The 20530-nt window shown below is 64.2% G+C and carries 18 protein-coding genes and 2 pseudogenes; 11 read left to right on the top strand and 9 right to left on the bottom strand.

What is annotated here, in order from left to right:
* Positions 1-10 precede the first annotated feature (10 nt).
* Both QYL93_RS17950 and QYL93_RS17955 read right to left on the bottom strand, forming a co-directional pair.
* Positions 11-487, bottom strand: coding sequence for a DUF2271 domain-containing protein (locus QYL93_RS17950; protein ID WP_305744915.1), 477 nt, complete (start codon positions 485-487; stop codon positions 11-13).
* Between the two features lie 26 nt (positions 488-513).
* Complete coding sequence (locus tag QYL93_RS17955; RefSeq protein ID WP_305744916.1) at positions 514-927, bottom strand: PepSY domain-containing protein; 414 nt, start codon at positions 925-927, stop codon at positions 514-516.
* A 261-nt stretch (positions 928-1188) separates the two neighbouring features.
* Between QYL93_RS17955 and QYL93_RS17960 the strand changes: the two genes are divergently transcribed.
* From QYL93_RS17960 to rimO (QYL93_RS17975), 4 genes and pseudogenes are all read left to right on the top strand, one after another.
* A complete protein-coding gene (locus tag QYL93_RS17960; RefSeq protein ID WP_305744917.1) occupies positions 1189-1611 on the top strand; it encodes a PepSY domain-containing protein in 423 nt (140 codons plus the stop codon).
* A 25-nt stretch (positions 1612-1636) separates the two neighbouring features.
* The gene (locus QYL93_RS17965; RefSeq protein WP_305744918.1) at positions 1637-2299 is read left to right on the top strand and encodes a response regulator transcription factor; all 663 of its coding nucleotides are present in this window, start codon (positions 1637-1639) and stop codon (positions 2297-2299) included.
* The gene (locus QYL93_RS17970; RefSeq protein ID WP_305744919.1) at positions 2296-3708 is read left to right on the top strand and encodes an ATP-binding protein; all 1413 of its coding nucleotides are present in this window, start codon (positions 2296-2298) and stop codon (positions 3706-3708) included. The genes QYL93_RS17965 and QYL93_RS17970 overlap by 4 nt, the downstream gene beginning before the upstream one ends.
* A 258-nt stretch (positions 3709-3966) precedes the next feature.
* Positions 3967-4395, top strand: a pseudogene (gene rimO / locus QYL93_RS17975) (30S ribosomal protein S12 methylthiotransferase RimO); the annotation flags it as partial.
* Between the two features lie 48 nt (positions 4396-4443).
* Here the strand turns inward: rimO (QYL93_RS17975) and QYL93_RS17980 are convergent.
* The 3 genes from QYL93_RS17980 to QYL93_RS17990 form a co-directional block, all read right to left on the bottom strand.
* Positions 4444-6090: a methyl-accepting chemotaxis protein gene (locus QYL93_RS17980; RefSeq protein WP_305744920.1), complete on the bottom strand. Its 1647-nt coding sequence runs from the start codon at positions 6088-6090 to the stop codon at positions 4444-4446.
* Positions 6091-6221: 131 nt separating this feature from the next.
* Positions 6222-6542 carry an adenylyl-sulfate kinase gene (locus QYL93_RS17985; protein WP_370876993.1) on the bottom strand — a complete coding sequence of 107 codons (321 nt, stop codon included), beginning with the start codon at positions 6540-6542 and terminating at the stop codon, positions 6222-6224.
* Between the two features lie 147 nt (positions 6543-6689).
* Entirely contained in the window at positions 6690-7244 is a 555-nt protein-coding gene (locus QYL93_RS17990) for an acyl-homoserine-lactone synthase (RefSeq protein ID WP_305744921.1), read from the bottom strand.
* Positions 7245-7472: 228 nt separating this feature from the next.
* On the opposite strand from QYL93_RS17990, the gene QYL93_RS17995 reads away from it, so the two are divergent.
* From QYL93_RS17995 to QYL93_RS18025, 7 genes are all read left to right on the top strand, one after another.
* Entirely contained in the window at positions 7473-8186 is a 714-nt protein-coding gene (locus QYL93_RS17995; protein WP_305744922.1) for an autoinducer binding domain-containing protein, read from the top strand.
* An 88-nt stretch (positions 8187-8274) separates the two neighbouring features.
* Positions 8275-8697: a DUF4902 domain-containing protein gene (locus QYL93_RS18000; RefSeq protein WP_305744923.1), complete on the top strand. Its 423-nt coding sequence runs from the start codon at positions 8275-8277 to the stop codon at positions 8695-8697.
* Positions 8698-8854: 157 nt separating this feature from the next.
* Entirely contained in the window at positions 8855-10246 is a 1392-nt protein-coding gene (gene rimO / locus QYL93_RS18005; RefSeq protein ID WP_305744924.1) for a 30S ribosomal protein S12 methylthiotransferase RimO, read from the top strand.
* A gap of 7 nt (positions 10247-10253) precedes the next feature.
* Positions 10254-10691 (top strand): hypothetical protein, encoded by a 438-nt coding sequence (locus QYL93_RS18010; RefSeq protein WP_305744925.1) that lies wholly within the window; start codon positions 10254-10256, stop codon positions 10689-10691.
* 44 nt (positions 10692-10735) lie between these two features.
* Positions 10736-11125, top strand: a complete 390-nt coding sequence (locus QYL93_RS18015) for a DUF5329 family protein (protein ID WP_305744926.1) — start codon at positions 10736-10738, stop codon at positions 11123-11125.
* Between the two features lie 219 nt (positions 11126-11344).
* Positions 11345-13276, top strand: a complete 1932-nt coding sequence (locus QYL93_RS18020; protein ID WP_305744927.1) for a YhgE/Pip domain-containing protein — start codon at positions 11345-11347, stop codon at positions 13274-13276.
* 101 nt (positions 13277-13377) lie between these two features.
* Positions 13378-13869 (top strand): hypothetical protein, encoded by a 492-nt coding sequence (locus QYL93_RS18025; RefSeq protein WP_305744928.1) that lies wholly within the window; start codon positions 13378-13380, stop codon positions 13867-13869.
* 3 nt (positions 13870-13872) lie between these two features.
* Here the strand turns inward: QYL93_RS18025 and QYL93_RS18030 are convergent, their stop codons facing one another.
* From QYL93_RS18030 to QYL93_RS18045, 4 genes and pseudogenes are all read right to left on the bottom strand, one after another.
* Positions 13873-18036, bottom strand: a complete 4164-nt coding sequence (locus QYL93_RS18030; RefSeq protein WP_305744929.1) for a DUF4347 domain-containing protein — start codon at positions 18034-18036, stop codon at positions 13873-13875.
* Between the two features lie 102 nt (positions 18037-18138).
* Positions 18139-18984, bottom strand: coding sequence for a 2OG-Fe(II) oxygenase (locus tag QYL93_RS18035; RefSeq protein WP_305744930.1), 846 nt, complete (start codon positions 18982-18984; stop codon positions 18139-18141).
* Positions 18974-19891, bottom strand: a complete 918-nt coding sequence (locus QYL93_RS18040) for a hypothetical protein (RefSeq protein ID WP_305744931.1) — start codon at positions 19889-19891, stop codon at positions 18974-18976. Before QYL93_RS18040 ends, QYL93_RS18035 begins: the two co-directional genes overlap by 11 nt.
* Before the next feature lie 254 nt (positions 19892-20145).
* Positions 20146-20530 (bottom strand): annotated as a pseudogene (locus QYL93_RS18045) (matrixin); the annotation flags it as partial.

Raw genomic sequence — 20530 nt, forward strand, 5'->3', positions numbered from 1 at the left:
CGAAGATTCCTTACGGGAGCTGGAAGGCCACGGACTGGATGTACTGCTTGCCAGCCTGCGGCTTGCCGATGTTGGCGGTGGACAGGGGCACGCGCACTTCCATCGGGCTGTCGCGCATGTCTTCAGCAGCAGCGTCGATGCGGATTTCAAAGCCTGCGTCAATCATTGCGTTCGCCAGATCGGCGCTGACCTTGAGCGTGCGCCCCGCGCCCACGCTGGCGCCGGTGATCCCATCCAGGCGCTTGGCGTCGCCGGAGGAGATGCGGCTCCATTCGGACAGGTGCTTGTGGTACTTTGCCTTGCCGCCGGCCACCCAAAGCGTGCGCACATAGGCACCCTTGGCATCGGTAAGATAGGCCGCCAGATAGGCGCCGTCGCCCCCGTAGTTCTTGAGCTGAACGGTCAGCGAGACCGGACGGCTGTGTGCCATTGTGGGGATGGCCATCGCGCAGGCGCTGGCAAGAAGGGTCAAAAGAGGTTTGGACATGGGTATGCTCCTGTGGAGGTGGCGCTTTACTCGATCTGGCCGCGCGGCACGCTGCCAGGGTTCGACAACGGTGATGGCGGCGCCGTGCCGCCTGGCGGCAGCTGTCGAGCCTGCCGCGGGGAGCCTTCTTCATCGTGATCGCGTTCCCGCGAATGCTGGCGGTCGTCTGGCTTCATCTTCAGCACCTTCAGGGTTTCCGGGTCGATCTTGGCTTTGAAGGCGCGACCCTTGGCATCAGTGCCCCGAATTTCGTAGCAGCCGTCGTCGATCTTCAACCTCTGGATCTGCCAACCCTGTGCGGAGGCCATCTGCCGCACAGCATCGCGTGACTGCCAGTGACTCAGCGGTGCGTCGCAGTCTTCATCGGCCCATGCGGGTAGCAAGGCCAGGCCCAAAGTCAGAACCAGCAAGCCTTTGCGAAGAGATCTGGGGTATTTCAAGGAAATGTCCTTTTGCACTGGGGTGGGCGTTTTGCAAGCTGCTTGTGCTGCAAGTGCAGCGTCGGTATGCACGAGGCTTTGCTTGCCTGTTTGGATGCATTGTTGAAAAGGCAGCTTGTATGCAGGCTGAACGATCCATTCATCCTCCGTTCATCGTCCTTCGATGGCGATGAAACAGCCTGGACTTCGGTCAAACCGAATGGCGTTGTTTGCTGACCTCGACTGACTCTGAATGACGCGTTCACTTACGGTTCAGATTCGATGGTCGACAATGGCCCGGTGAAAGTCATCCGCTTCATTGACCACCATCTCGTTCGAGGCAACTCGACATGGTGGCTTCGTGCCGGCCATGGACTTGCATTGACTGCGCTGATATGGCCTGGCGCCTGGGCCAGCGACAGCCACGACCATGAAAAGGCGCGTGCGGCTCTGGAGGCAGGCCAGGTACTGCCCTTGCCGACCTTGCTGGAGCGGCTGCGGCGCACGCATCCCGCCCAGGTGCTTGAACTGGAGCTTGAGCGGGAAGGGGGTCGCTGGATCTACGAGGTCAAGCTGCTGCAGGCCGACGGTCAGTTGTTGAAGCTGAAGTTTGACGCCGCCACCGGGCAGGTTGTGCAAGCCAGGCGAAAGGCAGATCGCGACGCGGCCCGCCTGACCGAGACCCCGAAAGGCACCTCCAAGTGAACCGCCCCAACTTGCTGCCAACGGTATGAGAGTGCTTCTCGTCGAAGACGATCCGACGCTTCGCGCCCAGTTGCGTGCCGGGCTCGAAGAGGCGAGCTATGCGGTCGATGAAGCCGACAACGGCCGTGACGGGCACCATCTGGGTGCCGTCGAGGCGTTCGATGTCGTGATCCTTGACCTGGGGCTTCCGATGCTGGACGGCATCAGCGTACTCAAACAATGGCGCCAGGCCGGGCTGACCCTGCCCGTGCTGATCCTGACGGCGCGCGACAGCTGGCACGAGAAGGTGGCCGGCATTGACGCGGGCGCAGATGACTACCTGGCCAAGCCATTTCACATGGAGGAGCTGTTGGCCCGCATGCGCGCACTGATACGCCGCGCCCAAGGCCTTGCCTCGCCACTGCTGCAGTGCGGCGCACTGACGCTGGACACACGCAGCAGCCGCGTCACGTTGAACGGGCAACCCGTGATTCTGACCAGCCATGAGTTCCGCTTGCTGTCCTACCTGATGCATCGCCCGGGCAGCGTGGTCTCGCGCACCGAGCTGACAGAACACCTGTACGCCCAGGATTTTGAGCGCGACTCCAACACCATCGAGGTTTTCGTTGGCCGGCTGCGGCGTAAGCTGCCATCGGACACCATCGAAACCGTTCGCGGTATGGGCTACCGGTTGGTGACACCGTCTTGAAACAGTTGATCGCCAGCCACTGGAGGCACTCACTGCGTTTTCGCTTGCTGGCTGCGACCCTGGTGGCCTTGGCGTTTGCCTTGGTGCTGGCTGGTCTCATGCTGGGAGGACTTTTCCGAGACCACGTGATGCGCCAGTTCAGCCAGAGCCTGACTGTGCAACTCGATCAGGTCACAGCGCGGCTGGAGTTTGACGCAGCAGGGCAGCCGCAAATTGACCCGCAGACCCTGAGCGACCCACGTTGGTCGCGCCCTTACTCAGGTTTGTACTGGCAGATCGACGGCGCAGGTCCCGCGCGGCAGCGTGGCGTTTTGAGGTCGCGATCATTGTGGGACGTTGCCTTGTCGGTTCCCAACGACGTGCTCGCTCATGGATCCGTGCATGTGCACGAGGAAGCGGGACCCGCCGGCGCACGATTGCTGCTGGTAGAGCGCACGATCACGCGGGACGGCGCTGCGGCCACGCCCTGGCGCCTGATCGTTGCGGCCGACCTGAGCGAATCGGCTGCTGCCGTGACGCGCTTCAATGGTGTACTGGCTGCTTCGCTGGCAACGCTGTTCGTGCTGCTGTGCGCAGCTGCGCTAGCCCAGGTGGCCATCGGTCTGGCGCCGTTGCGGGCGCTGCAGCGCACCTTGGTGGGCGTTCACGCCGGTGTGAGCCCGCGACTGATCGGTCGGTTTCCCTCGGAGGTCCAGCCCCTGGTCGATGACTTCAACGCCGTACTCGATCGCAATGCCGAAGTCGTCGAGCGGGCTCGCACGCAGGCCGGCAATCTCGCTCATGCGATCAAAACCCCACTGGCTGCGATGTCGCAGGCTGCGGCGGTGGCCTTGCGCAAGCCAGAGGCCTCCGGTGCAGAGTTGGCCGCGCTGGTCGAAGAGCAGGTGGGCGTTGCACGTCGCCACGTCGACTGGAATCTCGCGCGCGCCCGGGCTGCGGCGGCGCAAGGTGTGCCGGGGGCCAGGGTGCCGTTGCAGCCCGTTGTGAGTGGCTTGCTGCGCGCGTTGGAGCGCGTGCACGCCGAACGGGGCGTCACCTTGCAATGCCTGCCGATGGCGCCCGAACTGGCCTTTGCAGGCGAAGTACAGGATCTCCAGGAAATGTTGGGCAACCTACTCGACAACGCCTGCAAATGGGCTCGGCATGAGGTTCGGGTCAGCGTGACCACATCTGGATTGGCGTCCGGCAGCCCACTGCGCATCGTGATCGATGACGACGGGCCTGGCATCGAAGCGGACCGGCGAGAGTCGGTCATGGCTCGCGGGGCGCGACTGGACGAGTCAGTGCCCGGTAGCGGCCTGGGCCTTGCGATAGTGAGTGAACTCGCGAGCCTCTACGGCGGCAGTATGCGCCTGCAATCAGCGCCGACTGGGGGGCTGCGCGTTGAAATGGAGTTGCCTGGTGCTTGACTGCAGGGAGCGCAAAGGAAGTCGGGTCAGAGACACGGTACTGCGACTCTCTGGACTCCATCCGATCAAGGGCTTGACGCAGTCAACGCAGCGCACTCGGCCTCGGTGGCGATGAGGGACTCTACCCGCAGCTTGCCCTGACCGCCAATGTCGGGACCTTGAGCGGGTACGTTTGCAGCGCGTCGGGTCAAATCAGTGGGCTGGCTTCCAATTGGGTCCCAGTTAATCAGCTAGATCGCCCCGCGAAAATCAAATGAAATCAGATACTTACGACGCAGTCGCGACCGCAGAGCTGCCCGAATTTCCAAGGTCGGCTTCGTAAGTCTTGGCTGCCCCAAGGCCCTCACGGATTCAGAACTGATCCTGACGCAGCTGAGCGCCGAGGGTTACGAGACCTCCAAGACCTTCCACGGGGCCGATCTCGTCATCGTCAACACCTGCGGCTTCATCGATGATGCGGTCAAGGAAAGCCTGGACACGATTGGCGAGGCGCTGGCCGAGAACGGCCGGGTCATCGTCACCGGCTGCCTGGGTGCGCGCGAAGGCGCGGACGGGGGCAACATGGTGCGCCAGATGCACCCCAGCGTGCTGGCCGTGACCGGCCCGCATGCCACGCAGGAGGTGATGGACGCGGTCCACCTGAACCTGCCCAAGACGCACGACGCCTTCATCGACGTGGTGCCGGGCACCCGGAAGGGAGGCCCCCTAGTCCGAAGTGGCTGGCCACCGGCTGGGTCAGCCGACTGCGATGGCGCGTTGCGGGACCGCACGGACAGCAGCGGAAACGGCGGTGGCCTGCGAACCCGCCGCGGCGCCGTCGCGCTGGCGTGGCCCTGCGCCGCGTTCTTCCAGTCTGAAGACAGCCACGGTTTCAACCAGCTCTTGCGCTTGGTTCTTCATGCTGTTGGCAGCTGCAGCCATCTCTTCTACCAACGCGGCGTTTTGCTGCGTCGTTTGGTCCATTTGCATTACGGCCTCGCCGACCTGGCCTACCCCTTCGCTCTGTTCGGCACTGGCGGTGCTGATTTCACGCACTATCTCGGTGACGCGGCGTATCGCGTTGACCACCTCGGTCATCGTCACCCCGGCCTTGTCGACAAGAGCGCTGCCTTGCTCCACGCGGGTGACGCTGGCTGAGATGAGTTGCTTGATCTCTTTGGCCGCTTCTGCGGATCTTCCAGCCAAGCTGCGCACTTCGCTGGCCACCACGGCAAAGCCTCTGCCTTGCTCGCCTGCCCGCGCGGCCTCCACCGCTGCATTGAGCGCCAGGATATTTGTCTGAAACGCAATGCCGTCAATGACGCTGATGATGTCCGAAATTTTCTGTGAGCTGTCGTTGATGCCCTTCATGGTCTGGACCACCTGTGCCACCACTTCTCCTCCTTGAACGGCTACCGTGTTGGCCGTCATGGCGAGCGTGTTGGCTGCTTGAGCGCTATCGGAGTTCTGTTTGACGGTGGCTCCCAGCTCTTCCATGGAAGCGGCAGTTTCTTCAAGGGCACTCGCTTGGCGCTCCGTGCGGGCTGAAAGATCATGGTTGCCTTGTGAAATCTCCGCGCTGGCTGTCGAAACGTTTTCGGCGCTTTGCCGTACGTTGGCCACGATTTCTGCGAGCTTGCTGCGCATGTACGCCAATTCAGTCAGCAACCTACCGGGCTCATCCTTGAATCCCGACGGTATGTGGGTGGCCAGGTCTCCGGCGGCGATCGCTGCGGTGACATCCACCGCCTGCTGAACTGGGACGGTGATGGAGCGGGTTGTCCAGTATGCGAGGAACACCCCCGCGAGAATGGCGAGCAAAGTGCCGCCGCCCACCCACCAAATGCCTTGCTGGGCACTCTGCGTGGTTTCTTTCAGGGTCGCGGTGACTTCATCATCAAGCGTCTTGGTGAGCTGCGATAGCACTTGAGAATATTGCGTGAACAGGGGGGCCAACGCTGTGTCTGTTTGCTCGAAGACGTCCTGCCCGGATTCCTTCAGCTTTACCAGCTCAGTGCGTTTGACGCGATAGGCATTGCGAGCCGTGATGGCCTGGTCATAGAGTTCATTTTCCTTGCCTGGCAAAAGGTAGGTGCGTATTTCATCGATGCGCTTACTTTGCACATCCACCACCGCTGACATATCTGCTTTGAGCTTGTTGGTGTATTGCGCATTACTTGACTTTAGCAATGCCTCGGTGCGCAGCCAGTTCATTTGGATATCGGTCTGCCATGACTGCACCAGGTCCTGGCGTTTCAGCTCGGACGTTGCAATATGCTCATTGCTGCGCTGCAGTGCCAATATATTGGCACTGCCCAGCATCGCGATGATGGCCGTGATGAGCAACAAAATTCCAAACGCCATTCCGAGGCGGATACCCAGTTTCAGATCTTTGATGTGCATGGAATTTCCTTTTGGGGCTCAAGAAAATAGCTTCTCGTGCGAAAGAATGGATTCAGCGAGACTTGGCAACAGGCTGGTTTTCGCCGGCTTAGGTTGGAACTGCTGATGCAAATTTTCCAGGTACCGCGCTCTTACCATGCGGGCTTCAGTTGCTCCCATGCCTCTTTGCGCCGTTTGGTGGAGAGCGACCGACTTTGTTCGATGGCGGCTGCACTGGGTATATGCGCTCTTATATCGGTCATGCATTCATCCAGGTCCGGAGCCTGTGGGTCTTCATAAGGGGCTGATATACCTATAAAGTGGGGAATGACGCCCGAACGGGCTCTGGCGTACAGGCGTTCTTCCAGTGCATAGGCCAAGGTCGATTTGCCCGATCCGCTGAGCCCGGTGAGCCATACGGTGCAAGGGCGCTGCTGCAACAGCTGCTGGCTCAGGTGTTCGGTGGTGCCCAATGTGCGGAACGATCACCTTCGCATTCATGGGCATTGCGGCTGCGTCAACGGTTGCGCAGTGGGCAGTACCCGGTTGCATGATCGCGTTTGTCATGGCTTGAGCGGCGGTATGGGTGGGCGGAACGTGGACGGCAATGAATGGGTGCTCTACATGCATTTGATGGAGCAGGCAAAAAGCGGCTGCTGATTGACAAAGGTGGGGGGACCCAGTCGATGCGACTGAAAGCCGATGCGCCGCAATAGCCGCTCTACCCCCAGCGGTGATACGGTCACCATGCGCCGAGCCCCTTGCTCCATGGCGCAGCGGCTGGCAGCGCGCAGAAGGCATGTGGTGATGGGGGAGGAAAACTGGTCCAGTGCTGCAACTGTCGTTCCGGAGAAGTCCATTGCGGCGAACCGAGACAGCTCCCAGATCTCGGGTGATCTTGGGGGGGGAAGTCCATTGAAGAGGTTGGGAAAGACCTCCGACAGCAGATAGGGCCGCGTTGTTGGCAGCAGGCGTGCGGTGCCGATCACATCGCCGTTCTCGTTCTGCGCGACGATGTACAGCGTGTCCTCGCGATCAAACTGATCAAACTCGAGTGCGTCGCGGCACTGCATTTGCCAGCCCAGCGTTTCAACAAACACACGATGCCGGTAGAGCCCCATGCGGTTCATGAGCGATTGGCGTAGTTCAGCAGAAAAGCCGGCCGTGATGTGCATCTCGTTGCCCCTCACAATTTTTAGTCATTAGATAGTGACTAAAAGCGATTGGTAACTACCAAGATTGGTAGGTAGGACTGGTCCGGGAGCAGTGCAAAAATCTAGTCGCCAAGACCGGCGATTGGCCTCAGAATGTTTTTGAACGTCACAGTTCGGCACCTTCTGGCAGCCTTCGGTTGGACTGCTATGCGGTTGCCCGGTGATGGTCGGTTTTAGGTGGAGTCGCGTATGTCAACCTGGCAAGAAGATCTGTTGAATGTGCTCGACCAAGCGTTGTCAGAGCACGAGGTTTTTCCTTTGATCGAAGCCGCTGCACGCGCTCTGGGATTCGACTACTGCGCTTACGGTCTGCGTGTGCCATCGCCCTTGTCCAATCCACAGACCATATTGCTCAACAACTACCCTGCCGAGTGGCAGGCGCGCTACGAGCAGCAGGGCTATGTCCAGATCGACCCGTCGGTGCACCATGGCTGTCGCAAGAACACGCCACTGTTGTGGACGGATGCCGTGTTTGCGCAGACCCCAGATTTCTGGGAGGACGCGCGGGCATTCGGCTTGCGCTATGGCTGGGCCAAGGCATGCATTGATGGCGGCGGGGTTCGTGGAATGCTGACACTTGCCAGGTCAGGCGAGCCTTTGACCGCCAGAGAAATTGAACACAGTGAGATGAAGATGCGGTGGTTGGCGCACATATCGCATGTGGTGCTGTCGCGGATTTTTACGACACGGCAGGCAGAAAAGATGGACTCCAATTTGACTTCGCGAGAGATCGAAGTTCTAAAATGGACTGCCGACGGGAAAACCTCCGCCGATATTTCGTCTCTTTTGGACGTATCGGAAAATACGGTGAATTTCCATGTGAAAAATGCAGTGTTCAAACTGCGAGCCAACAACAAGACAGCGGCCACGGTGCGTGCCGCCATGTTGGGTTTGCTGGGGTGATGCCATTGCTCGCCTTCGGTGGCGCTGTTTTTCAGGCAGTTTGAATGGCTGCTGCCTGCGAAGTCCATGAGATCCATGAATCCCGGGGATGCAGATGATGCCGCCTTACTGTGATGGGCTATTGCGTTTGTCGATCGACGAACTGCTTTCGCTGCCTATCCACCACCTTGTATCGGGGGTGGACACCGAATTTTCAGGGTCGGCCCCCCCGGCCATCCGAGAGTGTGGCCGCGAGACGGTGATCAGCGGCTACACCGAGTGGGTCAGCTTGTCGTCGCCAGTGGTATCGATCGGTTGGGACTGGCAGTTGCAGCTGTTGTTCGCCCATACTCCGTTTCGGTGGGTTCGGTTTGGGCTGCCTCGGACCAATGTCATGCTGGTGAACGCGGCGGGATGGGACTCTCCCTGGACCAAGAACCTGGAGCTGCTCTCCACGGTCGTGGACGCGCTGCCGTGGGAAAGCAGCCTGGTGCGGGCTGTCGGCTTGCAGGCGGGCAAAAGTGTCTGGTAGCAGGGCGCAGGCTGCACAGTGGGCTGCATACGGGCTGCAGACTGTTAGAAGGGCGGGTTGATTCCACGGCCGAAAATACGGCGAAGACCCCTTTGCACCATCACGGTAGAACCGACTCTTTACCCCTTGTCCCCCGGAACTGGGACAATATGGGGATATGAGCGAAGTACTGTCCCCCACGAAAACACCCAAAGTCGGCTTTGTGAGCCTTGGCTGCCCCAAGGCCCTCACGGATTCCGAACTGATCCTGACGCAGTTGAGCGCCGAGGGTTACGAGACCTCCAAGACCTTCCACGGGGCTGACCTGGTCATCGTCAACACCTGCGGCTTCATCGACGATGCCGTCAAGGAAAGCCTGGATACGATTGGCGAGGCGCTGGCCGAGAATGGTCGGGTCATCGTCACCGGCTGCCTGGGCGCGCGCGAAGGCGCGGACGGGGGCAACATGGTGCGCCAGATGCACCCCAGCGTGCTGGCCGTCACCGGCCCGCATGCCACGCAGGAGGTGATGGACGCCGTTCACCTGAACCTGCCCAAGCCGCACGACCCCTTCATCGACCTGGTGCCGGGCAACTTCGGCATTGCGGGCATCAAGCTCACGCCCAAGCACTACGCCTACCTCAAGATCAGCGAGGGCTGCAACCACCGCTGCACCTTCTGCATCATCCCTTCGATGCGCGGCGACCTGGTGTCGCGGCCCATCGGCGACGTGCTGAGCGAGGCCAAGGCCTTGTTCGCAGGCGGCGTGAAGGAGCTGCTGGTGATCAGCCAGGACACCTCTGCCTACGGCGTGGACGTGAAGTACCGCACCGGCTTCTGGGACGGCAAGCCCGTCAAGACGCGCATGCTCGAACTGGTGCAGGCCCTGGGCGAGATTGCCGAGCCCTACGGCGCCTGGGTGCGCCTGCACTACGTGTACCCCTACCCGAGCGTGGACGACGTGCTGCCGCTGATGGCCACGGGCCGCGTACTGCCCTACCTGGACGTGCCCCTGCAGCACAGCCACCCCGACGTTTTGAAGCGCATGAAGCGCCCGGCCAGCGGCGAGCGCAATCTGGAGCGCATCCAGCGCTGGCGCGAGGTCTGCCCCGAGCTGGTCATCCGCAGCACCTTCATCGCCGGCTTCCCTGGCGAGACGGAAGAAGAGTTTGCGCACCTGCTGGACTTCGTGCGCGAGGCGCAGATCGACCGTGCCGGCTGCTTTGCCTACAGCGACGTGAACGGCGCGGCCGCCAACGAGCTGCCCGGCATGCTGCCCATGGAAGTGCGCGAGGAGCGCCGCGCCCGCTTCATGGCCGTGGCAGAAGAGGTTTCCATCGCCCGCCTGCAGCGCCGCGTGGGCGCCACCATGCAGGTGCTGGTCGATTCCGCCCCGGGCCTGGGCCGCAAGGGCGGCGTGGGCCGCACCTATGCCGACGCACCCGAGATCGACGGCACCGTGCAGCTACTGCCGCCCGAGAAGATCAGCAAGACCATGAAGGTGGGCGAGTTCACACGCGCCCGCATCGTGGGCGTGCGTGGGCACGACCTGATCGCCCAGCCGATCTGATCCGCCCATGCGGGCACTGCGCGCGTACCTGGTCGTGGCGGCTGCCTTGCTGCTGAGCGGGGCAGGGCATGCCGCCTGCTCCGAAGTCTGGTCGGGACGCTCCAGTACCCACGAAGTCACCGTCTCCGATGGGGATTGTGAATACGGCAAGCTGATGATCGGGGTGAACAGCCTGCGGCCCGCGAAGCTGCCGCACGGTGGGGCCCAGGCCGCGCCGCCGGGCATGCTTGCCTTCGACAGCCAGTGCCAGTTGGCGCCAGACCTTGTCTCCGGCTTTGCCTGCCGCGCCGATGGCAGCACGGTGCTGGCCGGCGCCACGTACCGCCGGGTGCCTGGCCGCAAAAAGGTCTGTGATGACCCCCGCTGGCCCGTATACCAGTGCGTCAAGGGCTGCAGTCAGCCGGGCTCGCCGCGGGTGTTCAGGATCGAGCCCTACGAGTGCTGAGGCGCTGGGGCCCTGGGCTATCTTCTTCGTCCATGGTAATACCTATGCTGCGTACCTTGATCGTTCTCTGGTTCAGCCTTGCTGCAGGCATCTCGCTTGCGGCGCCTGCGTCCGCGCCGGTGCGTGGCGAGATTGATGCCTTGCTGGCAGCGCTCCAGGCCTCCAACTGCGAGTTCCAGCGCAACGGCTCATGGCACGGCGCCGCGGAGGCCAGGACCCACCTGCTGCGCAAGCTGGAATACATCGAAAAGCGAAGCACGCTGCCCAGCGCAGAAAAATTCATCGAGCTGGCCGCCTCGTCGAGCAGCGCCTCGGGCCGGGCCTACGAGGTCCGTTGCAACGGTGCGGTTCAGCCCAGCGCCCAGTGGTTTGGCAAGCAGCTGCAAAAGATCCGTGCCCCCGGTGGCCCGGGCGCCCCATCCCCCACCAAGTGAGCGCTACCCGGGCGCGCCTGGCCGCAGGGCCGCTGGCTACATAAATCTTTACACATTTACGCGCTGCCGCCGGGCGCGCAGTGCCTGCGAACCCGCGCGGTTCAAGGCACACTGCGGGCATAAAAAGGCAAGATGCCACCAGGCTTGCGGCGCCGCGCCGCAAGGGCCGGGTTCCCCTTGCCTTGCAAAACACAACACAACAAAGCCGACCCGCTGCCCATGCGCCTGTTCAGCAACGCATTGCGCGTCTCGATGCTTGAGGCGCGATTGTTTCGCAGCTTTCCCAAGCTGCGCTGGTCGCTGCTGGGCGTGGTGGTGATACCGGCGTTCTACGCCTTCATCTACCTCGAATCGGTGTGGGACCCCATCAGCCACACCGGCAACCTGCCGGCCGCCATCGTCAACCTGGACCGCGGTGCCATGGCCAACGGCCAGGCGGTGAACCTGGGCATGGACCTGGCGCAGACCTTGAAGGACAAGCAGCAGTTCGGCTTCTACGAAGAGGGCGACCCCGATGCGGCGCGGCGCGCCGTGCGCCAGGGCAAGAGTTTGTTTGCGCTGGTCATCCCGGCCGATTTCAGCGCCGGGGCCATGGCGGCTGGCTCGCCGGGGGCGGGCAAGCTGGTGGTGTTTGCCTCCGAGGGCAACAACTACGCGGGCGCCGGCTTTGCCAAGCGTTTTGCCGAAGAGCTGGGCCACCAGGTCAACGAGTCGCTCAACGAAAAGCGCTGGGAGGTGGTGCTGGGCGCCAGCTCTTCGGCGGCCGACAGCCTGCAGCGGCTGCACGAGGGCGTGGCCCGCCTGCGCGAAGGGGCGGCGGCGCTGCACAGTGGCACGGGCAAGGCCGAGGGCGGCTCGGCCCAGTTGGCCAAGGGCGCAACCGACCTCTCCACCGGCGTGGCGCAACTGGGCGATGGCATGAAGCAGCTGGGCGCGGGGGCCCGCACGCTCGACGCGAAGAAGCCCGAGCCTGCCGACCTGCAGACCCTCAAGACCGGTGCCGCGCAACTGGCCAGCGGGCATGGAGAGTTCAAGCAGGCCCTGCCGCAGCTGGAAGACGGTGCGCAGCGCCTGGCCGATGGGGCAGGGCAGTTGCGCGACGAGTCCAAGTCCATCCTCTTCGTGGGCGACAAGGTCTCGGGCGCCGCCGCTCAGTTGGCCGATGGCGCCACCCAATTGCGTGGCGGCCTGCAGCAGGCCGGCCAGGGCGAGGCCAAGCTGGCCGAGGGCGCGCAGGCCCTGTCGCAAGGCGTGGCCCAGATGGCGGACGGCTTTGCCGACTATTCGGCCGGCGCATCGACACTGGCTGCCAAGGTGCCGGCCGACGCCAAGGTGGATCAGTTGGTGGACGGCAGCAAGGCGCTGGCGGGCGCCGCCAGCGAGCTGCGCACGGGCTTGCTGAAGGTGAAGGATGGCTCTTCGCAACTGGTGCTGGGGCTCGACACGCTGGAGGCCGCGTTGCCCACCGGCAGCCCCGGCATGGAGGGCACGGCCAGCGGCCTGGCGATCTCGGTCCAGCCGCAGATCGAGATCGACGCGCCGGTCAAGAACAACGGCATGGGCCTGGCGCCCAACTTCATTCCCATCGCGCTGTGGCTGGGCGCGGTGATGACGGCCTTCATCTTCCACCTGCGCCGCCTGCCCGACGAGGCCGCAGGCTACTCGCGCGTGTCGCTGCTGCTGGGCAAGCTCGGCGTGCTGTGGAGCGTGAACCTGCTGCAGGCCGCCTGCGTGCTGCTCATGGTGTGGCTGGTGCTGGGCCTGCAGGCCGTGAACATGGCGGGCCTGGCGCTGTCGATGGTGGTCACCTCGCTGACCTTCATGCTCGTCATCCTGGCGCTGGTGCGCGGCTTCGGCGACGTGGGCAAGGCCATTGCGCTGATCCTCATGGTGCTGCAGCTGTCGTCTGCCGGCGGCGTGCTGCCGGTGGAGCTGACCAGCGCCTTCTACCGCGACATCAGCCCCTGGCTGCCCTTCACCTGGTCCATCAAGGCCGTGCGCGCCAGCGCCTTCGGGGCCCTGGGCGGCGACTGGGGCATGGCGCTGGCCGTGCTGGGGCTGTTTGCGGCCGGGGCCTTCGTGTTCTCGCTGCTGGTGGGGCAGTGGAAGTTTGTGCCGCCCGAGGAGCACCGGCCCGCGATGGACATCTGATCGCCCCACCGCCGGCCGGGCAGGGTGGGGTGACAGAAGGGCGGTGAAGCCCTGGGGGCTGGTGGTAGATTCGTCCAGCCCTTCCTCCCCTTGCTGCGCCCATGTCCGCCCTTCTGTTTTTGCTGGTCGTCCTGTTCTGGGGAGCGGTTGCGTCGGCGTTGGTGTTCAAGCTGGTCAGGCTCATCCCCGTGGCCATCGGGTGGCGGGTGGCGCTGTGGCTCGTGGCCACGCCCCTGCTGTTCGTGGCCCCCATGGTCGACGAGATCGCCGGGGCCCGGCAGCTCGAAGCGCTGTGCCGGCCGGAGAATGCGGTCCAGGTCCACTTCAAGGTGGGCCACCCGCGCGATCTGCGTGAAGTGCACAAAGGGCACGGCACGGTGCAGGGCCGGCTGGTTCCCATCAGTGTGAAGCAGGTGGACTACCTGGACCGCAAGACGGGCACCCTGGCCGCGACGATCAAGGTCTACAGCACCGAGGGCGGCTGGTTCTCGCGCAAGATCCTGCACGGCTGGGGCCCCTGGTTCGGGCGCGCGCAATGCAGCCCGCACCCGGGCCAGGTGCGCCAGTGGCTCACCCTGGCGGGCACCATCTGAAGCTCAGGCGAACTCGATCCCCTTGGCCGTCAGGCCCACCAGATCAATCCGCACGGCATTCATCTCCAGATTCGCCGCCATCACCGTCAGCTCACTGCCCGACACCCCACCCGCCATCAGGTCCAGCAGCGGCTTGAGCTCGGCCTGCGTGCCCGCCCGGCCCACCACATTGGTCCACAGCGTCTGCGCAATCTGCGTGGGCGTATTCACCCCCAGAAGTTGCAGCCCCAGCCCCGCGATGGTCTGGCTGGTGGCCCCCGCATCCAGCAGCCGGATCACCTCGCCGACGACTCCCTTGTTGGTGAGCAGGGCCGGCCCCCCCAGGGCACCGAGCAGCTTGGCCGCTTCACCCGCATGGCCGTTCAGGTCCAGCGCCAGCCTGGTGTCATTGAACGTGACCCGCTCCACCCGCGTCACATCCAGCATCGCCCCATCGGTCAGGCGCTGCAAGGTGAAAGTGCCATTGTTCTGGGACTGCACATAGGTCTGGCCCAGGGTGGCCGGGATGACCACGGTGTCGATGCCTGCACCCCCATCCACATACCGCGCCAGGCCCAGTGTGGGGGTGATGGTGTTGTTGCCCGCATCACCGGTCACGGTCACATCCCGAACCGCATCCACGCGCACCGCTCCCGCCATGCCTTCCAGCAGTTGGGCGGGCGTCCTGCCCGCACTCTGCTCGGGGAAGACCTGCGCGAACAGCGTGGCCACTTCCAGCGCCGTCTTGCCCGTCAGCGTCTGGATGATCGCTCCCTCGCCCTGGTTCAGATCGCGGCCCAGCCACTTCTGGAACAGGTAGGCCCCGGCTTCTTCGGCTGCGCTGTGCGCCACCGTCAGGCTCGGCCCCGTCGCAAACCGCACCTGCTCGACATCCACCAGCCAGTCGGAGACACCGGTGGCGGTGTGCGTGAGCTTGATGCCTGCGCCTTCCAGGGTAACGGTGTAGTCGGTGCGCGCCCCCTCCTGCACAGCCACGTCAAAGCCCGTGCCCCCGTTCAGGCGGTCACTGCCGGTTCCACCCGAGAGCAGGTCATTGCCCGCGCCGCCGAAGACAATGTCGTCACCGGCATCGCCATAGACCTGGTCATCGCCGCCTTCGCTGCCCACGACATCGTTGCCGCCGCCGCCACGGATGATGTCGTCATCGGGGCCGAGCACGATCCACTGGGCCGATCCATCGCCGCTGGCGATGTTCTGGCCCGTGCCGCCGATGACCCTGACGGCTCCGATGATGAGCGCGAACTCCACCTTGTCCAGCTGGACCACGGAGCCCGGCGGCAGGCTGCGCGCGTCAATCACCAGGGCTTCCTGTCGGTCAGGGTGCGCGGTGCTGCCCTCGCCCCTGCCGTCGGCACCGGTAATGGCGATGGGCTGGCCGGGTGCGATGCCCGGGGTGGTCGCCAGGGTGATGGTGCGCACGACTACCTGGCCCGCACTGGGAACGGTGGCCAGGTAGTTGTCGATGGCGTCCACGGGCCCGCCCGCTCCAGCGGCCCCTGCGGCGGTGACGAGCTGCAGGCGCAGCGCCGCCGGGCTGGTGGCCGGCTCGGAGCCTTGCGATGTGGCGCCAACCCCCGTAGGCAAGCCTATCTGCAGCAGGGTCTCACCATTGCTGGTGGCCAGCGGTATGTCGGCCAACTGCGGGTTGGGCGTGCCTGCATTCTCGGGCCGGCCGCTGCTGACCGGTGCGATGCTCTGCGTGGTCGTGGTCGAGCCATCCGCGTTCTGCACGGTGCTGGTCTGTACGGGGGTTCCGTCCACCACGGTCGGTGCTGGCGCAGGTGGTGGCGCAGGTGGCGCGGGGTCTGGGTCGGGCGCAGGGGCCGGGGCGGCTACCGTGGTGAAGTTCAGGCCTTCGGCATCGGAGATGCCGGCAAAGGCGTTGCCTGCGCCGTCCCGGAATGCCAGGCCGCCCACCTGCAGGTAGTAGCCGGTGCCGTAGGCCAGGTCGGCATGGGGATTGATGGTGACCGCAGCGCCGGTGATGCTCAGGCTGCCGTTCAGGCTGCCCTCGCCAGAGGCGACATCGAACTGCTCGATCAGTGTGCCGGCGCCGTTCTTGAGCTGCACGAAGCCTTCTCCTGCCACCACGTTTTCGGAGAAGCTCAGCATGAGGTTGGCGGTGGTGCTGACGCCGGTGGCATTGTCCAGCGGCGTGCTGGAGGACAGCACCGGTGCCACGCCGTCTATGGCCAGGCCCTTGTTGTTGCCCAGCGAGTTGGCCGCACCGGGGGCGGGCAGTGTCAGCGTGCTGGCGTTGCCCGCCGCATCCTTGATGGTGCCGCCATTCAGTGCCAGCGCCGCCGTGCCCAGGTAGTCCAGGTCTGCTGTGGTGTCCCCCGCCTGCACGGTGTAGGTGAAGGTCAGGGCACTGGTGCCGCTGCCGCTGGCGTATTTCACGGCACGGTCGGTGGTGCCGGTTTCCAGCGTGAGCTGGGGCGCGCCCGTGACGGTGACGGCTTCGCTGAAGTTGACCTGCAAACTGACGGTGTCGCCCACCTTGTAGGTGCCGTTGAGGTTGCTGGAGTTGACCGACGCGACGGTCGGCGCGGTGGTGTCTATCGCGATGGCCTTGTTGTTGCCCAGCGAGTTGGCGGCGCCTGGCGTCGCCAGCGTAAGCGTGCCGGCGTTGCCCGCTGCGTCCTTGATGGTGCCGCCGTTCAAGGCCAATGCCGTCGTGCCCAGGTAGTCCAGGTCTGCCGTGGTGTCGCCGTCCTGCACGGTGTAGGTGAAGGTCAGTGCACTGGTGCCGCTGCCGCTGGCGTAGTTCACCACCTGGTCGGTGGCGCCGGTTTCCAGCGTGAGCTGGGGCGTGCCCGTGACGGTGACGGCTTCGCTGAAGTTGACCTGCAGGCTGACGGTGTCGCCCACCTTGTAGGTGCCGTTGGCGGTGCTGGAGTTGACGCTGGTGACCTGGGGGGACACGCCGTCGATCACGATGGCTTTGTTGTTACCGAGCGAGTTGGCCGCGCCGGGCGCCGCCAGCGTAAGCGTGCTGGCATTGCCTACCGCATCCTTGATGGAGCCGCCGTTCAATGCCAATGCCGTCGTTCCCACGTAGTCCAGGTCTGCCGTGGTGTCGCCGGCCTGTACGGTGTACGTGAAAGTCAGGGTGCTGGTGCCGCTGCCACTGGCATAGTTCACCACCTGGTCGGTGGCGCCGGTTTCCAGCGTCAGTTGCGGGGTACCCGTGACAATCACTGTTTCGCTGAAGATGACCCGAATGCTGACGGAGTCGCCCGCCTTGTAGGTGCCGTTGGCGGTGCTGGAGTTGACCGACGCGACCGCAGGCGCCGTGTTGTCGATGGTGTACAGCTGGCCCGAGGTGTAGCCGCCGGGGATGGCGTTGCTGGACGTGTCCCTGATGCCGGTCCCTGAACTCTTGAGGTCCAAGCGCACCGTGCCATCACCGGAGATGCTGTTCACCGTCACGGTGTAGGTGTCTCCGCTCCCCGTCACGCTGGAGATAGTGCCGTTGGCAGTATTGCCTTTGGTCAGGGAGAAGTCTGAAATATCGACCCCGCTGACGCTTTCGGAGAACTTGACGGTGAAATTGACGCTGGTAGCGTTGGTGGTCGCGGTGGAGACGCGGTTGATCGAAGACACCGTAGGTGGGGTGCTGTCAAGAAAGGTGTCATCCACCGCAAACGCAGCACTGTACTCCACGATGTCCTGCGCATCGAACGGCAGCATCGTCTCGATCTGCCCGGCCCAATACTCCAGGTCCCAGTCGCCGCCCAGCGCCAGCGCGCCGGTGCGGTCGGTGGATGCGGCGATGTCGGCACCATTGAGTGCGCCGGACAGGCTATTGACGAATGCCTGCCCACCTTCGCCCTGGGCCACCGAGCAGCCATACAGCAGCACGTCGGCGCCCGGTGCGAGGTGGCTGGCGATCTGTGCGAGCGCGCCGGACTGCTCACTCAGATTGGCGGTGTTCAGGCGCAACTCGCCCAGGTGCAGTTGCCCTTCGGAGCCGTGGGTGACCAAGTGCAGCGCGTCCAGCGTGCCGTAGTCGGCCAGCGCCAGCGCCAGGGCTTCCAGGCCATTGCCGCCTGCGGGCAGCAGGATGATCGGCATTGCGGGGTCCAGGCTGGCAACCAGCGTCTCCCAGTCGGCGATACCGGCATCGATGGCGATGACTTCACGGGTGGCGAGGGTTGTGGACATGGCGGTGCCTTGTTGTCAGAAAAAGGGATGGCTGCAGCGATGGCACCGTGAACGGTACCGACGGCTTGCAGGGATAGAGGTGAAAGCGGCGGTCGTGCACTGTCAACCGATATGGCCAGCCATGGTGAAACGGCTGGCGCTGAAGTCCTGCGTGGCGGTTTCCACGGTCAGCACTTCGTGGAAATACTCGCTGGGGAAGAACACGATGCTGTCGTTCTGCGGAACGATGCGTGTGAACAGGCTGCGCACATAGGCGCGCGGGTCGAAGCGGCTGTCGTACAGCAGCAGGTCGCCACCCCGGTAGGGCTTGGGCTCGCGGTGGAAGTAGTAGACGAAACTGATCCGCCGCCCCGTATGGCTGAGCCCGTTGTCCTGGTGGGCCTTGAAGAAGTCGCCGGCCGCGTACGCCGCGATCTTGAGTTGGATGAAATCAATGTCGAACACGGGCATGCCCAGGCGCTCGCACAGCAGCGGCAGGCGCTCGCGGACCGCGGCCCGCATCGCCTCCCCCGGGGCGCCCACGTCGTAGGTGACCAGCGTGCTGCGCTGCTTTTCGTACTGGTCTGCCGCCTGCAGCTCCGTCGGCCTGAAGATGCCCTGGCGGGAGATCGCGTAGTCGAGCAGGTGCTGGTTCAGCGCATGGCCGAAGAAGCCATCGAACTGCACGAACGGGGCAGGCGCAAAATCCGATTGCGGCAGGCGTGCCGGTGCATGGCCGCCATTGAAAATGGCATTCAGCAGGTCGATGCGAGGTGCCCCGGCCTTTTTGGCATGCAGGCGCCGGTACTCCGCCGCCGCAGAGGCCAGGTCGCCCCGGCGCCGGTAGATGTCTGCCAGCACTTCGTTGTCTGGCGCGGCGATCTTGCCCGCCTCGATCAGCTCCAGCAGGCGCTGGTCGCGCGCCTGCGGTGATGGCGGTGTGCGGTTGGCCATGGCTTCAGTGTGCATGCAGTGTCTCCGATGAGGCGCGCATCGCCTCCCATTGATCCCACAGCAGGTTCAGTGGCGCCATGGCGCTGCCCATGGCATCCGAAACAGGGGCGCGCTCACGCGGGCGAAAGGGGATTTCGCCGGCCTGCTTGGCATCGTATTGCGCCACGTGCACCATGCTCGCCTGCTCCTCAGGGTTGAGGTCCAGACCGAAGTGCTCGGCAATGTCCGCCATGGCGGCCGGTAGCTGGGCATAGTTGATCGGCCGTGCCCGCCCGCTCCAATGCGGCAGCGGGGCGGCAAACAGGCGCTGCAGAACCTGCGCCAGCGCTTGAGGGCCATCGGCCTGGTGGCCGCCCAGGGCAGGGGCCAGTTGCGGGTGGGCCGCCCAGCGCGGTGGCCGCGCCACCAGGGATTGCAACACGTCGACCGGATCCCGGTAGACGAAGACCCAGGGGGTGTCGGGAAAGAGCGCCAGCAGGTGCGGCAGGTGCAACAGGTTCCAACTGGTGAATTTGATGAAGCAGTCCACACCGGCAGCCGTGCCGCACAGGGCGTGTACCAGCCCCTTGAGTTGCGGCCACTTTGCCTGCGGGTCCAGGCCGTGCGCCAACAGCCACTGGTTCACGGGCGCAGGCTCCGATATCACGCGGTGGCAGGGTATGCCGGCCAGGCTGCGGCTCACCAGGGTGGACCCGCAGCGCGACACATGGAAGATGAAGCCCGCCGGTGCCTTGGCCGGTGCTATCCCTGCCAGCTCCTCCAGGGGCGTGAGCTTCTGCACGGCGTTTGCCTGGACCAGCGCATCGATGGTCTGGTGAAAGAAGGGTTCCGTGAACAGTGGCTTGGTGCCCGGGTGGATCCATCGAACGAGGCTGCGCTGGCCGGCAGTGGTCAGTTCACAGGGAATCCAGTCGGTGCTCATGCGCGTTTGCCACTTTCATAGGGAAGCACTTCATGGTGGCAATGCATTCGATTGAGGTCGCGCGGATCTCGAGCGGGCCGTCATGGCCTTAAAAGCTGCGCTCCCGGCACCTGCAGCGCCATCGCTGCAGTGCCCACGATTTGCATCATATTGCAACTTTGCTGTAAGGGTATTTGCAGGCCTTTACCGGCCGGCCAGCCCGGGGGTGGCTGGGGCAGGGCAGGGCCCTGCCTTTGATGCAAGCCAGGCTGGCGTCAGGCGAATTCAATCCCCTTGGCCGCCAGCCCCACCAGATCAATCCGCACGGCATTCATCTCCAGATTCGCCGCCATCACCGTCAGCTCACTGCCCGACACCCCACCCGCCATCAGGTCCAGCAGCGGCTTGAGTTCGGCCTGCGTGCCCGCACGGCCCACCACATTCGTCCACAGCGTCTGCGCAATCTGCGTGGGGGTGCTCACCCCCAGCAGCTGCAGCCCCAGCCCCGCAATGGTCTGGCTGGTGGCCCCGGCATCCAGGAGCCGGATCACCTCGCCCACCACACCCTTGTTGGCCAGCAGGGCAGGGCCACCCAGGGCACCGAGCAGCTTGGCCGCCTGGCCGGCGTTGCCGTTCAGGTCCAGCGCCAGCCTGGTGTCG

It is taken from the genome of Acidovorax sp. A1169 (assembly GCF_030704685.1).
Lineage (GTDB): Bacteria > Pseudomonadota > Gammaproteobacteria > Burkholderiales > Burkholderiaceae_C > Acidovorax.

What these genes read in the sequence shown, in the direction of transcription:
- QYL93_RS17950 (WP_305744915.1), bottom strand. Translation starts at nt 487, where the DNA reads ATGTCCAAACCTCTTTTGACCCTTCTTGCCAGCGCCTGCGCGATGGCC.
- QYL93_RS17960 (WP_305744917.1), top strand. Translation starts at nt 1,189, where the DNA reads ATGGTCGACAATGGCCCGGTGAAAGTCATCCGCTTCATTGACCACCAT.
- QYL93_RS17965 (WP_305744918.1), top strand. Translation starts at nt 1,637, where the DNA reads ATGAGAGTGCTTCTCGTCGAAGACGATCCGACGCTTCGCGCCCAGTTG.
- QYL93_RS17980 (WP_305744920.1), bottom strand. Translation starts at nt 6,090, where the DNA reads ATGCACATCAAAGATCTGAAACTGGGTATCCGCCTCGGAATGGCGTTT.
- QYL93_RS17990 (WP_305744921.1), bottom strand. Translation starts at nt 7,244, where the DNA reads ATGCACATCACGGCCGGCTTTTCTGCTGAACTACGCCAATCGCTCATG.
- QYL93_RS17995 (WP_305744922.1), top strand. Translation starts at nt 7,473, where the DNA reads ATGTCAACCTGGCAAGAAGATCTGTTGAATGTGCTCGACCAAGCGTTG.
- QYL93_RS18000 (WP_305744923.1), top strand. Translation starts at nt 8,275, where the DNA reads ATGCAGATGATGCCGCCTTACTGTGATGGGCTATTGCGTTTGTCGATC.
- rimO (WP_305744924.1), top strand. Translation starts at nt 8,855, where the DNA reads ATGAGCGAAGTACTGTCCCCCACGAAAACACCCAAAGTCGGCTTTGTG.
- QYL93_RS18010 (WP_305744925.1), top strand. Translation starts at nt 10,254, where the DNA reads ATGCGGGCACTGCGCGCGTACCTGGTCGTGGCGGCTGCCTTGCTGCTG.
- QYL93_RS18015 (WP_305744926.1), top strand. Translation starts at nt 10,736, where the DNA reads ATGCTGCGTACCTTGATCGTTCTCTGGTTCAGCCTTGCTGCAGGCATC.
- QYL93_RS18020 (WP_305744927.1), top strand. Translation starts at nt 11,345, where the DNA reads ATGCGCCTGTTCAGCAACGCATTGCGCGTCTCGATGCTTGAGGCGCGA.
- QYL93_RS18025 (WP_305744928.1), top strand. Translation starts at nt 13,378, where the DNA reads ATGTCCGCCCTTCTGTTTTTGCTGGTCGTCCTGTTCTGGGGAGCGGTT.
- QYL93_RS18030 (WP_305744929.1), bottom strand. Translation starts at nt 18,036, where the DNA reads ATGTCCACAACCCTCGCCACCCGTGAAGTCATCGCCATCGATGCCGGT.
- QYL93_RS18035 (WP_305744930.1), bottom strand. Translation starts at nt 18,984, where the DNA reads ATGCACACTGAAGCCATGGCCAACCGCACACCGCCATCACCGCAGGCG.
- QYL93_RS18040 (WP_305744931.1), bottom strand. Translation starts at nt 19,891, where the DNA reads ATGAGCACCGACTGGATTCCCTGTGAACTGACCACTGCCGGCCAGCGC.